Below are 14,456 nucleotides of genomic sequence, written 5' to 3' on the forward strand. Positions count from 1 at the left end.
CGCGGGTGAATAGTTACCTTCGAACGTCCGATTACAGCGATGATGAAAAGTGGCCTCGTTAAAAGCATGATGGACGAGTTGTTTGGACTTGGGCCTATTCAATCGTTAGTTGATGACCCAACCGTAACCGATATATTGGTCAACAGTGCAACGGATGTGTTTTTCGAGAAAAACGGCAAACTACACCGCTCTGATATTTCATTTGTGAGTGAAGAACAGGTTTTAGCCATTGCGAAACTTATTGCAGCTAGGGTTGGTCGACGCGTTGATGAGCTCTCTCCAACCGTCGATGCTCGACTGGAAGATGGGAGCCGTGTAAACATTGTTATTCCTCCTATTGCCCTTGATGGCACTTCTATCTCCATCCGAAAATTCAGAGAACAGAACTTTGGCGTCGAAGAGCTTGTCGAGATAGGTTCGATGTCATTAGACATGGCGAGAGTACTATCTATAGCCTCACGTTGCCGGATGAATATTCTCATTTCAGGTGGTACGGGTTCTGGGAAAACGACGTTACTTAACGCCTTATCGCATTATGTCGAAGACGATGAACGCATCGTAACGATAGAAGATGCAGCGGAGCTACGATTACAACAGCCTAATTTGGTGAGACTAGAAACTCGCTCAGCCAGTATTGAGGAAACGGGCGTAGTGACGCAGCGGGATTTGGTGATAAATGCGCTGCGGATGAGGCCGGATCGGATCATACTTGGGGAGTGTCGTGGCCCTGAAGCGTTTGAGATGTTGCAGGCCATGAATACAGGCCATGATGGCTCAATGTCGACGCTTCATGCTAACTCTCCTCGAGATGCCATTAGTCGTGTTGAATCTATGATAATGATGGCTAACCTCAACCAGCCTTTAGATGCCATAAGGCGTTCTATTGTTAGCGCAGTCCAACTTATTGTGCAAGTAAATCGATTGAGAGACGGTTCTCGAAAAGTCACTAGCATTTCAGAAGTTGTCGGCCTAGAGGGTGAGAATGTGGTGATGGAAGAAATCTATCGCTTTAAGTATGAAGAGTCAGGCTATGGTGAAAATGTCAAAGGATCGTTTCTTACTCAAGGGATTATGCAGCGTTCTGAGTTGGTGAAAAAGTCACAGTTCTACGGTTTATACGAAGAGCTGATGATGTCTTTTAATGGAGTAAGATAATGCTTATTTGGATCTCGTTCATATTACTCGGTGTCGTAGCAATGCTTTTGGCCATGGGCAAGAAGGACAAGGTCGCGCAGTATTTCCCTGACACAGGCACGCAAGAAGAACTAACCTCTGCGATTAACTTAGGTACATTAGTGCCTAAAAAAGGGATCAAGCAAGCTCAAGAGTCATTTAAATTCTCAGTTCAAACATTGGGACCACGTGCCAACATCATGGTCGGGCTGTTCGTTGTGGCTAGTGTGGTTGCTGCTTGGTACATTGCGTTTGAAGTACTGAGTGCTAATCAGATTGTTGTCTTTGTCGTCGCACTGTTAGTGTTTTGGTTTCTAGGATACCAATGGCTATCAAATCGTCGTCGAGTTCAGTTTCAACAAACGTTTCCGGATGCACTTAATGTGTTAATGAGTGCGGTGACCGCGGGTGAAAGCCTAATGCAAGCCGTCAGTTTTGTCGGTCAGAATCTTGATAATGAGGTAGGTAGGGAATTCAAAAATATGGGGGATCGGCTCAAGCTCGGTGAGTCGCCAGACCAAGTGTTGCAGCGTGCCGCTAAGCGTTTTCCTTATCCTGAGTTTATCTTCTTTACTATTGCTATCAGAGCGAATATGAGCCGAGGAGGTCAGTTAAGGGGGGTCTTAGCGCGCCTGATTCGAGTCTTAGTCGACGCGAGAACGATGGAGACTAAGAAAATGGCGATGACCTCTGAGGCAAGGATCTCTGCCAAAGTCGTCGCAGCGATTCCTGTTATTTTTGCAGTCATACTCTATAACGTGAATCCCGATAACATTAACTACATCCTCCATGATCCCAAAGGTGTTTGGGTATTGTATTACGTTGTAGGTAGTGAGCTTGTCGGCCTGTTTATCGTTTGGTTATTGGTTAAGGCGGTAAGATTATGATCATTTTGATGAGCTTATTAGTGATTACTTTAACCATTACCTTTTTAGTTTTTGAAATGGTAAAGGTCCATGGCAGACAGAAAAAAATCAAATCATTTATTTCTAAGTCGCAAACACTAAGCCCAGTAAAGAGTAATCGTATAATTATTGGCTTTGCGAAAGAACAGCGAAAGGAACTAGAGCAGAAGTTACTTGATGCAGGTTATTACAACAAAAATCTGGCAAAGTACTATCTACCCACTAAATTTGCTGTCGCAGTATGTATATCGTTAGCAATATTATTCTTAAATATAGCAGTGCTTTATAAAGTAGTTGCAGTTGTCGTTGTTATGATAACGGTAATAATTCTTCCAGATATAATTCTCGATATCAAAAAGAAGTTAATGGTCAGAAAGATTTCACGAAACTTACCGTACGTATTAGATATTATGTCTGTATGCGTTCAAACGGGTATGACAATCGAAGCTTCTTTTGATTACTTGCATAAAGAATTGGCGGCATTTGATAGTGATCTTAGCTATCAAATCAAGAAAACATCAGATGCAGGAAAAATCCATGGCATTGAAAAAGCACTTAATGACCTAAACAATCGCTTGCCGGCGCCAGAGGTCCAGAGCTTTGTTTTAACCATAATCCAAAACCTTCAATACGGTACATCGGTTGCCAATATTTTGAGTGATTTAGCTGAAGATATGCGTCGGATTCAATTGTTAAAAGTTGAAGAGAAGGTTGGGAAACTCTCTGCCAAAATGAGCGTTCCTTTAATACTTCTCATTATGTTTCCAATCGTAATTTTAATTCTTGCACCTGGAGTGATGCAACTAGACTTCACGGACCTAAGGAAATGATATGGATATTCGAGGTATCTTGGTTTGTATAGTAACCATTTTTCTATTCGGTTGTGTGTCAAGCTCAACGCCTAGTAATCAAGACATTGTTAACAGCATGGAGCGTGTTGACAATCATGACGGACTTATTCAGCACTATAAGGGGCATTTGCAAAATAAACCTGAAGATAATCAAATTACCCAAGAACTTGCGAAAGTGTATTTTGATAAAGGTGATATTGAGTCGGCACAATTCTATACAGATCATTTATTAAATGACGGAGTGCAGAATTGGCAGCTTGCCCAACTGCGTGGCCAGATCCACGATAAGATGGGTGAGAACAGCTATGCTGAAACTCGTTACAAGCAATCACTGAAGTTGGGTAATACATCGAGTGATATTCACGTACTTTTAGGTATTACTTATAGTAAGCAGGACAAGTTTAATCAAGCCGAGCAAGAATTTAATACAGCAAGACTGAAAGGTCATAATGATCTAATAATAAAAAACAATTTAGCAGTAGTTTATTTAGCAAAAGGTGATTACTTCAGAGTAACTCAGTTACTCACACCGGTATTTAAAGAAAATCCAAGCAATCAAGTGGTGAAAGCAAACTTGGCTATAGCGTTCTTTAAACTGGGAAGAATTGATCAAGCCAGAGAGCTGTTAAATGATGAGTATAGCGACAGTCAAGTGTCGAAGATATCACGACAGCTCTACAAATCTGATGGGTAGTAGTTATGTTTATTCGGATTTCTCGTCAAAAAGGAACTTCAACTGTTGAGTTTGCTGTAGGAGCGGTTGCGCTGATATTAACGACGTTGTTGATTATTGAAGCAAGCTATCAAATATACGTAACCAATTTGGTGGAGTATTCGCTTCGAGAAACAGTAAGAAATGCTAAGGTCTATGAAGGTTCTAGTGTCCATGACAATTATAAAAATAGGCTTGATGAACTGATTACATCTGATGGCAAGCTATGGAGTTATCTAGCGCCACAGGAGAATTTTCAAATTACAGGGAAATATTTCAATTCATATAGGGAATTTGTCGATGATGTAGGCTTTTCGGAAGACGATGATGGTTTTCAAGAGGGCTACGCTTTGGCGGAGATAACCTTGGATTATCAATACACCCCAATACTCAATGTCCTCGGTGCATCTGAAAAAACTATTTCCAGAACAACTGTGTTGACACTAGAGCACGAGGGGTGGGAGGGAGAATAATGAAGTACTCTCATAAAAACCAACGAGGCACGTTCATTATTGAGCTTACTTTAGTTGTTATTGTTTTAATTGGAATTTTCCTTTTTACGACGGATATCAGTCATAAACTTTTGGTAAGAGCTCAGTTAGATAGGGCGAGTTTTGCTCTTGCTAACATCCTTAAAGAGCGCGCTCGTTTCTATAATGATCGTCTGGTTCTTAGTGACGGTGATAGAGATGACATGCATGCCTTAGCATCTAGGATGCTTGATACGGCAGAAGCAGACATAGCGATAAAGATAGAAGCGTTGCATAACACCGCGACGGTGGATAGTTACACCAGTGTCCAATATGGAGCGATGGGCTGTGAAACTACATCGATTGACCAAAAGTCGGACCTTGTTCCCACCGAGGATGAAACGGTTTATTCCTTATATCAAGTATCACTGTGTGAGCAAAGAGACTCTTGGTTCGCGCGTTTTTGGGGAAACACTGGATCGCCTACTTTAACCATCACATCTAGCTCAGTCGTGGCGGGGAGGTAGCATGAGTAGTATATGTAGACAGTGTGCACGGCGACAACGAGGCATTGCAGCCGTTTGGATGGCATTTACACTTATTCCAGTACTTGGAATGACGTTTTTTGCTGTCGAAGGTACGCGATACATCCAAGAAACGAATCGCTTGCGAGATGCAGCACAAGCCGCTGCTTCAGCAGTAACAATAGAGGACCAATCTGCTAACGCGAATGAAATGGCAAAAGACTATATCCGAGATTACGTCAGAGACATTAACAGTGAAACAGTAGTAGCTACGCGTTTCTATCAAGCCCCTGACCCAGAAAATGATGTGGATGAGTTTATCCAATATACGGTTGAAGCAACGACTAATCATAATTCTTGGTTTGCTAGCAACCTGATACCAGTGTTTGGAGAAACCCAAGATCTAAAAGGGGTCGCTGTTGCCAAAAAATACCCGTTCAACCTAGGCGATAAGAATATAGATATCGTTTTTGTTTCAGACTTTTCAGGCTCTATGAGTTGGCAATGGGGCGGGAATTCAAGTGACCCGTGTACCGCGACGAACTGCAAGATCGCTGACTTAAAAGTCGCGGTTAAAGAGATTGCTGATAAGTTGCTCTGTAGTGACATACAAACTGATCCAGCAACTAACGAAGACTATTGCGCTGACGATGACCAGCCTGAACTCACAAGTAAGTTGGATAATCGTGTAGCGGTTGTGCCGTTTAATATTAGAACTAGAGAGTCTAATGGCAGCAATGTGTTTACTGTGACTCAATTACGCTACCGAGACGATATCGATGAAGACGATTCTCCTCGGACGTATGAAGACGTTAACTGGAACAAATGGCGAGAGTATACATCTGGCGAAGTATACGATTGCTCTCAGGATCGAGATGATTGTCCCAATGGCCGGAATGGTGAAAGGCGACAAGCACAAAGGCTAGTTAGTATTTTTAATATTGATGAAGATGATAATGACTGGTCATATCATGTTGACGTTTATGACTATGTTGACTTTGATATGAGTGTGGCTGAAATGTTCATCAATAAGTTTCCAGATGCGCGTACCGAGTATCGTCTAGACAGTTTAGATCTTTATAGAGGTTATGGAAGTTCTAACGAGAATCAGTTTTATTCTATTGACCTTACCAGCGATCGAACAGAAATTGATGTCATAGATGATATGTGGGCTGACGGGAGTACTGCTTCGTTTCAAGGAATGCTACGCGGTTTTCAACATATGCTTGCCGGTAAACCTGATACTTCGGATGAAGATGAGTTGGCTGAGTACAATGACAAAATCAAAATGGTTTTGGTGCTTAGCGATGGGGTAGAAAGTCCAAACAACGGTATTCTAAAAGGGCTTGTTGATGCAGGCATGTGTGACAAAGCTAGAGAAGAGATCCCTGGCTTGTATATTGCGGTGATCGGCATCGACTTTGCGGCGTCGGAGCAAAGTGGATTCCAAGATTGTGTGTTAAATCCGGATGAAGACATCACAGATGTAACGGATACCGAAGAGTTTATAGAAAAAATCGAAGAGCTAATTCAAAAAGGCTCACAAGGAACAGGCGAGACACGTTTATATGGGTGATTAGGATGTCGAAATTACAAGCTATACTAGCAATTGCAGTCGTTAGCAGTTTCAATGCCGTCGCTAATGAAGAAAGTGCTCACATTACAGAGTATTGTGGAGCTAAGCAATATGAGTATTCACATAATATAACCATTGGTGATATCGAAGGTGTGGGAACACATCGACAAGGTTATATGCAGGTAACGGAAACCAGCACGGATGATGAGCTTAAATGGCAGTTACTTAAGATGTCTGCACTCATTACCAATCCCGAGGAATGTTTGACTTACATATCGAATTTGGGCATTGCTAAGTTTGGTGAACCGACTGAAAAGGGATACTTGGTTGCGCGGGTACATTTTGCCTTTGATAAATACAATCTCACGCCTTTGGCTCACAAAACCTTAACTGGAGTCGCCAAGCAGTTAGCGGCTAACAATTTTGAGGTGACTGTAGAAGGGCATACAGACTGGGTAGGTTCTGATGAGTACAACCAAGCATTAGGGATGAGACGTGCAACGGCAACGGCTAATGAACTAGCCAGTAACGGGGTGAGGAAAGAGAATACAACGTTAAAAACATTTGGTGAATCTGAGCCATTAGCTTCGAATAAAACAGCAGATGGGCGATCTCAAAATCGACGTTCTGATGTTTATATACCGTTGGACTCGAAAGTAGATAATCAATAAATAAAGCCCAGCGAGATAGCTGGGCTTTTTTATATCAGAACCATTTCAACTTATCATGCAGTTGCGTAACACTTCCAACCACGATCAATGCAGGACTTTCAGCCTCACTTGCCATTGTAGGCAGCGTGTTAAGTGGCCCTTGGAAAACGCGCTGTTCTTTGCGTGTACCGTTTTCAATCACTGCGCACGGCGTATTTTCGTCAAGACCATGGGTAATTAGTCTGTCAGTGATACGGCCGCTTTGCTTCAGACCCATGTAGAACACAAGTGTATTGTTTGATTGAGCCAGTGAACTCCACTCAATTTCTCGGCCGTCCTTTTGAACATGTCCGGTAATAAACTGTACGCTTTGAGCGTGGTCGCGGTGGGTGAGGGAGATGCCAGCATAGGCTGTGGCACCAGCCGCTGCGGTAATTCCTGGAACCACTTCAAAACTAATGCCATTTTCTGCCAGTGTTTCTAGCTCCTCGCCGCCACGACCAAATATGAAGGAGTCGCCGCCTTTGAGGCGCACCACTTTGAGTCCTAACTGTGCTTGTTCAACTAAGATCTGGTTGATTTGATCTTGAGGCACACAGTGGTAATCGAGCTTTTTGCCCACATAAATCATCTCAGCATCTGGTTTGGCAAGTGCAAGAATTTCTTTAGAGACTAAACGGTCAAAAACGACAACATCAGCCGATTGAATTACGCGATATCCTTTCACTGTCAACAAATCAGGGTCTCCCGGCCCTGCACCGACTAGAGAAACGAAGCCAGTGTTTAAAGATGTTTGATGAGTGGTCATAGTTATGCCTATCAATTTCAAATTTTGGATATAAAAAGTAAAACTCAGATAATGGCAAAGTTAATACTGTTTATAGCCAAAGAAGCTATCAACAAGGCCTCGCACATAGTACGAGGCCCAATAAGCTTATTTGCTCAGTGCTGGTTCAGCGTTCACTGACACTTCTGCGTCTGCTTGTGCATCTAGAGATGGTGCAGTTTTAGCGTGAGTTAGGTAAAGCGGGAGGCAAGTCATGATAAGACCGCCAACGATGTTACCAAGAATGGTAGGGATTAGGTTGAAGTTCAACCAAGTTGCAATACCAAAATCAGCACCAAGAATCATACCTAGTGGAAATAGGAACATGTTTACCACAGTATGCTCAAATACTAGTGCGAAGAAGATGAAGATAGGGAACCACATCATCGCCACACGACCTGATACAGAACGTGCTGTCATGTTGCCGATAACGCCAAGACATACCATAAGGTTACAGAAGATACCGCGTACGAAACAGGTGATCCATCCGTCCATGCCCATGTTCTCAAAACCAAGGCTACGAGCTGTCGATACCGCTACGAACTTTTTAGCAACCGCATTAAGTTCCAGAGAGAAGTTGCCAGTTAGTGAAACTGCTACAAGGTAAGCAACGATAAGAGAACCAATTAGGTTGCCCAAACCTACGAGTCCCCAACAGCGGAAAATACGGTTCCAAGTAATACCCGGACGGTTAGCAAATTTAGCCAGTGGCGCAAGACCGAATACACCCGTTACAAGGTCATAGCCCATTACACTTAGAATAACGAAGCCAACAGGGAAGACGAGTGCGCCTACGATACCGATACCCGTTTGGACGATTGTTGTGATTGCAACAACTACCGCTAAAGACAGGATGATACCAGCCATTGTGCCACGAAGGAGGAGGTCGCGAGTGCTTGTTTTTGTTTTCGCTTCGCCAACGTCGATCATGGTTTGCACAAACTGCGCAGGTTTAAAATCAGCAGACATAGAATTGTACCTATTAAAAGTTAAAGTTAAAAAGTTAAGATTGAATAGTGATAGGGGCTAGGGCTTCTAACCCCTATAGGCTATTCAGTCTCTTGGCTTACGCCGAAACTTCTACTGCACCTTTGGCAATACGAGTTTTGTATGCTTTCACGCTAAAGCGCTCATCTTCCATACAAGTACCTGTTGCTAGGTTAAAGCGTTGTTTCTTAAGAGGGCTTGCTACCCAAAGCTCGCCTTGGTGCTCAACAATTAATCCACGTGATAGCACGTTAGATTGGTAGAACGGATCCATGTTGCTGATCGCCATCACTTCTTCAGCGGCTGTTGGGCGGAAAATAGCAACCTGCTGGCCATCCACCAATGCACATACGCCAGTGCCAGGGATGATGTCTTGGATATCACATACTTTTTGAAATGCCATGATTACTTCTCCAACTCAACGTGTAGGATGTCACCCTTAGCTTCTGGGTGTTTCTCTGTAAATGTAGCTGGACGGTGTTGCTCACGCTCTTGAACGAAAACCACATTGTCATCGCGAAGATCGCTGTTGATGAAGTGAGAGAAGCGTTTAAGCTGAGACTCATCTTCAATCGTATTCTTCCATTCGCAGCTGTAGTCACCCACTAGACGCTGTACATCTGCTTCTAACTGTTCGTTGATGCCAAGTTTGTTATCAACGATCACCTCACGTAGATAGTCGACGCCGCCTTCCATGTTTTCCATCCAAACTGAAGTACGTTGTAGCGGTGCAGCAGTACGGATATAGAACATCATGAAACGGTCGATATATTGAATTAGCGTTGCTTCGTCTAAGTCAGAAGCCAGTAGGTCTGCGTGACGTGGCTTCATACCACCGTTACCACACACATACATGTTCCAACCAGCATCCGTCGCGATAATACCTAGGTCTTTACCTTGAGCCTCAGCACACTCACGAGTACAGCCAGAAACGCCAAACTTCATCTTATGAGGAGTACGAATACCTTTGTAACGGTTCTCGATGCGTGACCCCAGACCAACAGAATCTTGAACACCATAACGACACCATGTTGAACCCACGCAAGTCTTCGCCATGCGAAGTGCTTTGGCATACGCTTGACCAGTCTCGTAGCCAGCCGCAATCAGTTTTTTCCAGATAGCAGGAAGGTCGTCTTTTTGCGCACCAAATAGACCAATACGTTGAGCACCCGTGACTTTGGTATATAAACTGTACTCTGCTGCCACTTCAGCAAGCACTTTCAGTGCTTCAGGAGTAACTTCACCACCCGCCATACGAGGAATGACAGAGTAAGTACCGTCTTTTTGAATGTTACCTAGGAAGTTGTCGTTGGTATCGTGCAGTTTCACAAGCTCAGGCTTAAGAATATGCTCGCCCCAGCAAGACGCTAAAATAGAGCCTGCAAGTGGTTTACATACTTCACAGCCGTAACCTTTACCGTGTTTCTCAAGTAGTTCTTCGAACGTCTTTATTTCTTCGATACGAATCAAGTGGAACAACTCTTGGCGAGAATAAGCAAAGTGTTCACATACGTCGTTTTTAACTTCGATGCCTGATTTTGCTAGTTCAGCGTTGAGGACAGAGGTAACAAGAGGGATACAACCACCACAGCCAGTACCTGCGCCGGTCACTGCTTTAATATCGCCAATAGTGTGGTGACCGTCAGCAACAGCTTGTGCGATCTTGCCCTTAGTGACATCAAAACAAGAACAGATAACGGCTGACTCAGGTAGAGAATCTGCACCGAGTGTCGGCTTTTCAGCACCGGCATGCGCAGGAAGAATCAAAGTATCAGGGTGCTCAGGAAGTTCGATTTCATTGAGCTTAAGCTGAAGTAGATCGCCGTAATCAGACGTATCGCCAACCATTACTGCACCAAGCAACTTCTTGCCATCTTCAGAAACAATCAGACGCTTGTAAACTTCTTGTTCTTCGTTTTGGTATACGAAGCTCTTACAACCGGGAGTACGGCCATTTGCATCGCCAATAGAGCCCACTTTTACGCCAAGTAGCTTTAACTTAGCGCTCATATCTGCGCCTTCAAACTGACTGTCGTTACCTACCAAGTGGTCAACCGCAACTGTCGCCATTTTATAACCAGGAGCAACTAACCCGTAGAAAGTACGGTTCCACGAAGCGCACTCACCAATCGCATAAATATCTTGGTCAGTAGTTTGAGCGAAGTTGTTAATTTCGATACCGCCACGAGGTGCAACACCTAAGCCCATCTGACGAGCAAGTTTGTCTTGTGGACGGATACCCGCAGAGAACACGATGAAATCTACTTCAAGGTCAGTGCCGTCAGCAAACACCATAGTGTTACGGGCTTCATTGCCCTCGGCTTTGATTTCAAGTGTATTTTTGCTTGTGTGAACCTGAACGCCCATACGTTCAATCTTGTTGCGAAGTTGTAAACCGCCTTGAAGGTCTAACTGTTCCGCTATTAATACTGGAGCAAATTCCACAACATGTGTCTCGACACCCAGTGCTTTAAGTGCTCCAGCTGCTTCTAAACCAAGTAGACCGCCACCAACAACAACGCCGCGTTTACTCTTTTTCGCCGTTGCTTCAATAGCTTTAAGATCTTCGATAGTACGATAGACAAAACAGTCTTTGCTCTCGTTACCCTTAATAGGTGGAACAAATGGGTAGGAGCCTGTTGCGAGAATAAGCTTGTCGTACTTAATTTCACGACCAGTACTTGAATAAACGATTTTGTTTTCGCGATTAACGTTGATTGCGCGCTCACCAATAAGAACATTGATGCCGTGCTTCTCATAGAAACCTTCTTTAACTAGGGAAAGTTCGTCTGCAGTATGGTGTGAAAAATAAGAGGAGAGGTGGACACGGTCATAAGCGACGCGTGGTTCTTCGCAGAAAACGGTGACATCATAGTTAGTCATATTGGTTTTCTCGACTAAGTCCTCGAGATAACGATGACCAACCATGCCGTTTCCTATCACGACAAGCTTCATCTTGCTCATATTAATACCTAAGTGTTAGTTCTTCGAATCTTCGCGCATTGTTAAATGTGAAAGAAAATTAAAACATGATGTAAATCAATTACACTTTTAAACTACCCTAAAGGGGTAGGTTGGGTGATTAACTAATCAACAAGTTAATAGTAGAAGGGATGATTTATAGGATATAAGCATAGCAATCGGTTTACCACGCAAGCGAATTTAGAACAGCATAAATATATTTATCATACAATAGTGCTGTTTTTACATATGTTGTAATTTACCTACATAAACCATGTGGATTGTATGGTTTATAAGCAAATGCAATATCTATATGGAATTTTGTTCTATAAACTTATGTTCACATTATCCTAGGGTATTTATAACCACATTATAAATAAGGTTAGTTGGCACGAATTACGCTCGTAAGTTGAATTACAAGGAGGAGATATGAAACGACTTCATATCCAAGCAGTAATCGCTACCTTTGTCCTAGGACTACTCTTCGGTTGTAATGGAAGTGGGGGAGACTCCAGCTCAGGTAATCAGACACAGACTCAAACCATTCCGACATCTCAGCTTTCGCTGCCTGAACAATTGGAGGTAGTGACCAATGAAAACGACTAAACTAATTCCACTTGCCTTGGCGCTAGCTCCTGTCACTATTCAAGCCGCATACAACGACGCGGGTACAGACTATACGCTCGCAGAGCAGCGTACACATGTCTGGAACGAAGCATTAGAACCTATTGAACTCGTGAACAGCATTCTGTGTTTTACGGCGCAGTTCAACAGTGTCGAGTTCGCTAACCAAGGGCCTTACTTGGTGTTAGCTGATGAATCGGTGTGCTTTGACGAAGATAAATCCGGTGATAGCGGACAATCATCAGGCGCGAGTAATCAAACACAGTTAATGAAGGCGGTAAGTACGGTTGTTCGAGAGTCTGACTCAGACCCGCTACTCGTCAGTGTATGGCTTCCAGATATGGGACAAAGTGACGAAGGGGAACAAGCGATTAAGTTCAAAGCGGAAATCCGCAATGGCTCTACTGATGCTAATCCATTTGGTGACTTCACCTTTAACTTCGACTTCTTTGATAATTTTGACCAAAACAATCAATCAGGAGGAGGTGAAGTCAAAACTATCTCCGATCTTGATGGCCAAATTGGTTTCACACTTTATGAGCAGGGTAGCCACGGTGGTAACGAAAGCTATAAACAATGTGCCAGTGTGGTCATGTCAGAAGATAAAACTACGGGTGTTGCGTTAACGGGGATGGAATACTCCGGTCAATATGGAAGTGGAGGTCAGACGTTTGCACTCGCGTTTAATGAAAATCGCGTATTAGTTCAGAGCACCAATGGTAGTTTTGATGATTTGCCTTACAAGTCAGGAGACTTTGCAACTGGCACTCAATGCTTGAGTCGTACTGAGTTTACATCACACGTTCATCGTTACGACTTATTTGACGCAACGACAGGAGCTGCTGTCGAACTCAATAGCGGTTTTCCTATTCGTTATGACTCTACGGATAATGGTAATAACGATAGCTATGGTTTTATAGGTTACTGGGGGCTTTGGACCGAAAGCGGCCATCAGTTCAGTAATGGTGACACCGTAGTGAAAGATAACGACGAACAGCAGGAAACTCTGACTATCGTGACAGCACCGGGTCGTCTAATAAAGAACACAGTGAACTCGTTAGCGCTCACTGAATTAGCTGGAATCGACTTTAACTATTGGGATGATGATGTCTATCAAGACAGCTCTTTCGATCAATGGGTCGTGAACTATAGCAATCAACAATTCGTGAAAGTTGGTAAGCTGTCTTGGACGGATAATGGTCCGAGTGTGACTCAGCTAGAAACACCAATCGTAATATCGCTTAGCGATTACGACAGTCTATATATGTATTCTGAGCAGCTCGGCGGAGAGGTGAAGTATCTTAATGGAGAGGATAGTATAACTTACTATGTCCAAACCTTTATTGATGGGTCACAAAGCGGTGATGCTGCACTTCCTAACAACGGTACCATTACGCTAACTTGTTACGATAATTGCCCTACAGGTACCATTGATGACCAACATATCACCCAATATTGGGGAGAGAATAGCCCATTTGAAACTGAGCATGGCACCGCGTATCAGTTTACGTTCTCGATTGATGGTGTTAATGCACTTACGCTCGTTAGCGTAGCCAGCGGCGAAGCGGTTCACTTCGACTCGTCCATCACCTCATCAAGCCTTGAATCTACACCACACCATTGGGGGTTGAGAACAGGGCCAATGGTTCTATCGTCACAGTCTATTTCTAATCCATGGGAAATCTACGATCCTAACGTTGTGCAAGAATTTTATGTGTGGGAAACAGGGGTCAATGAGTGGAATCGATTGACTACAGTACGTAATGAATCGGGGGATATTGTCAGTTTCGACCGCCCAATTCAGTTTAGTTATGTTCATACCACTAACAATGACCGAAATGGTGATGCTGGTGATTATGCAAACCAAACCTTTATGCTTAACTATGGAGGGAATGGTGATCTATGGGGCATTCCAAGTATCAAAAATGACGAGGACGACCATTATCGTGCTGCCTTTTCAATCGGCGATGGCGTAGTTATGGGAGGAAGCAGTCAATACGTTATAAAAGCTCGTGAAATTGAAGAGTTGATGAAACCTTTGGCAACGTCTGAGTGCAACGCATTAACCTTGCAAGACCCTGCCGTAGCGGTACCAACTTCTGTCACGGGTAGTGCTGATATCGGTAGTATGCCTGAGGTGACAGGAGAGCCTTCAGTGATTGCAGGTGTAACACAATAAAATAAAGGGCTCCAAATC

Annotated in this window: 13 protein-coding genes and 1 pseudogene; 10 read left to right on the forward strand and 4 right to left on the reverse strand. The window is 43.5% G+C overall.

Annotation, left to right across the window (positions count from 1 at the left end):
* Positions 1 to 21 precede the first annotated feature (21 nt).
* The 8 genes and pseudogenes from HW45_RS23915 to HW45_RS23950 all read left to right on the forward strand — a co-directional run.
* A pseudogene (locus tag HW45_RS23915) lies at positions 22 to 1,155 on the forward strand (CpaF family protein); the annotation flags it as partial.
* A complete protein-coding gene (locus tag HW45_RS23920) occupies positions 1,155 to 2,060 on the forward strand; it encodes a type II secretion system F family protein (RefSeq protein ID WP_006070712.1) in 906 nt (301 codons plus the stop codon). The pseudogene HW45_RS23915 and the gene HW45_RS23920, both read left to right, overlap by 1 nt.
* Complete coding sequence (locus tag HW45_RS23925) at positions 2,057 to 2,908, forward strand: type II secretion system F family protein (protein WP_038230347.1); 852 nt, start codon at positions 2,057 to 2,059, stop codon at positions 2,906 to 2,908. Before HW45_RS23920 ends, HW45_RS23925 begins: the two co-directional genes overlap by 4 nt.
* A gap of 1 nt (position 2,909) precedes the next feature.
* On the forward strand, positions 2,910 to 3,623 hold the full coding sequence (locus HW45_RS23930) for a tetratricopeptide repeat protein (protein WP_031494400.1): 714 nt from the start codon (positions 2,910 to 2,912) through the stop codon (positions 3,621 to 3,623).
* Positions 3,624 to 3,628: 5 nt separating this feature from the next.
* Complete coding sequence (locus HW45_RS23935; protein ID WP_038230349.1) at positions 3,629 to 4,114, forward strand: TadE/TadG family type IV pilus assembly protein; 486 nt, start codon at positions 3,629 to 3,631, stop codon at positions 4,112 to 4,114.
* A complete protein-coding gene (gene tadF, locus HW45_RS23940) occupies positions 4,114 to 4,638 on the forward strand; it encodes a tight adherence pilus pseudopilin TadF (protein ID WP_006070708.1) in 525 nt (174 codons plus the stop codon). The genes HW45_RS23935 and tadF overlap by 1 nt, the downstream gene beginning before the upstream one ends.
* 1 nt (position 4,639) lies before the next feature.
* Entirely contained in the window at positions 4,640 to 6,211 is a 1,572-nt protein-coding gene (locus tag HW45_RS23945; protein WP_038230351.1) for a TadE/TadG family type IV pilus assembly protein, read from the forward strand.
* 5 nt (positions 6,212 to 6,216) lie between these two features.
* Entirely contained in the window at positions 6,217 to 6,882 is a 666-nt protein-coding gene (locus tag HW45_RS23950; protein ID WP_051868344.1) for an OmpA family protein, read from the forward strand.
* Positions 6,883 to 6,916: 34 nt separating this feature from the next.
* Here the strand turns inward: HW45_RS23950 and cobA are convergent, their stop codons facing one another.
* The 4 genes from cobA to nirB form a co-directional block, all read right to left on the reverse strand.
* A complete protein-coding gene (gene cobA / locus HW45_RS23955; protein WP_038230352.1) occupies positions 6,917 to 7,669 on the reverse strand; it encodes a uroporphyrinogen-III C-methyltransferase in 753 nt (250 codons plus the stop codon).
* A gap of 126 nt (positions 7,670 to 7,795) precedes the next feature.
* Positions 7,796 to 8,656, reverse strand: coding sequence for a formate/nitrite transporter family protein (locus tag HW45_RS23960; RefSeq protein WP_006070704.1), 861 nt, complete (start codon positions 8,654 to 8,656; stop codon positions 7,796 to 7,798).
* Between the two features lie 97 nt (positions 8,657 to 8,753).
* On the reverse strand, positions 8,754 to 9,077 hold the full coding sequence (nirD, locus tag HW45_RS23965; RefSeq protein ID WP_006070703.1) for a nitrite reductase small subunit NirD: 324 nt from the start codon (positions 9,075 to 9,077) through the stop codon (positions 8,754 to 8,756).
* Between the two features lie 2 nt (positions 9,078 to 9,079).
* Positions 9,080 to 11,638, reverse strand: a complete 2,559-nt coding sequence (gene nirB, locus HW45_RS23970) for a nitrite reductase large subunit NirB (RefSeq protein WP_038230353.1) — start codon at positions 11,636 to 11,638, stop codon at positions 9,080 to 9,082.
* A gap of 426 nt (positions 11,639 to 12,064) precedes the next feature.
* On the opposite strand from nirB, the gene HW45_RS29635 reads away from it, so the two are divergent.
* Both HW45_RS29635 and HW45_RS23975 read left to right on the forward strand, forming a co-directional pair.
* Complete coding sequence (locus tag HW45_RS29635) at positions 12,065 to 12,241, forward strand: hypothetical protein (protein WP_156750284.1); 177 nt, start codon at positions 12,065 to 12,067, stop codon at positions 12,239 to 12,241.
* Positions 12,228 to 14,438 (forward strand): hypothetical protein, encoded by a 2,211-nt coding sequence (locus tag HW45_RS23975; RefSeq protein ID WP_038230354.1) that lies wholly within the window; start codon positions 12,228 to 12,230, stop codon positions 14,436 to 14,438. The genes HW45_RS29635 and HW45_RS23975 overlap by 14 nt, the downstream gene beginning before the upstream one ends.
* Positions 14,439 to 14,456: the final 18 nt, after the last annotated feature.

Source organism: Vibrio sp. ER1A (assembly GCF_000733315.1).
In the GTDB taxonomy this organism is placed as follows: domain Bacteria; phylum Pseudomonadota; class Gammaproteobacteria; order Enterobacterales; family Vibrionaceae; genus Vibrio; species Vibrio mediterranei.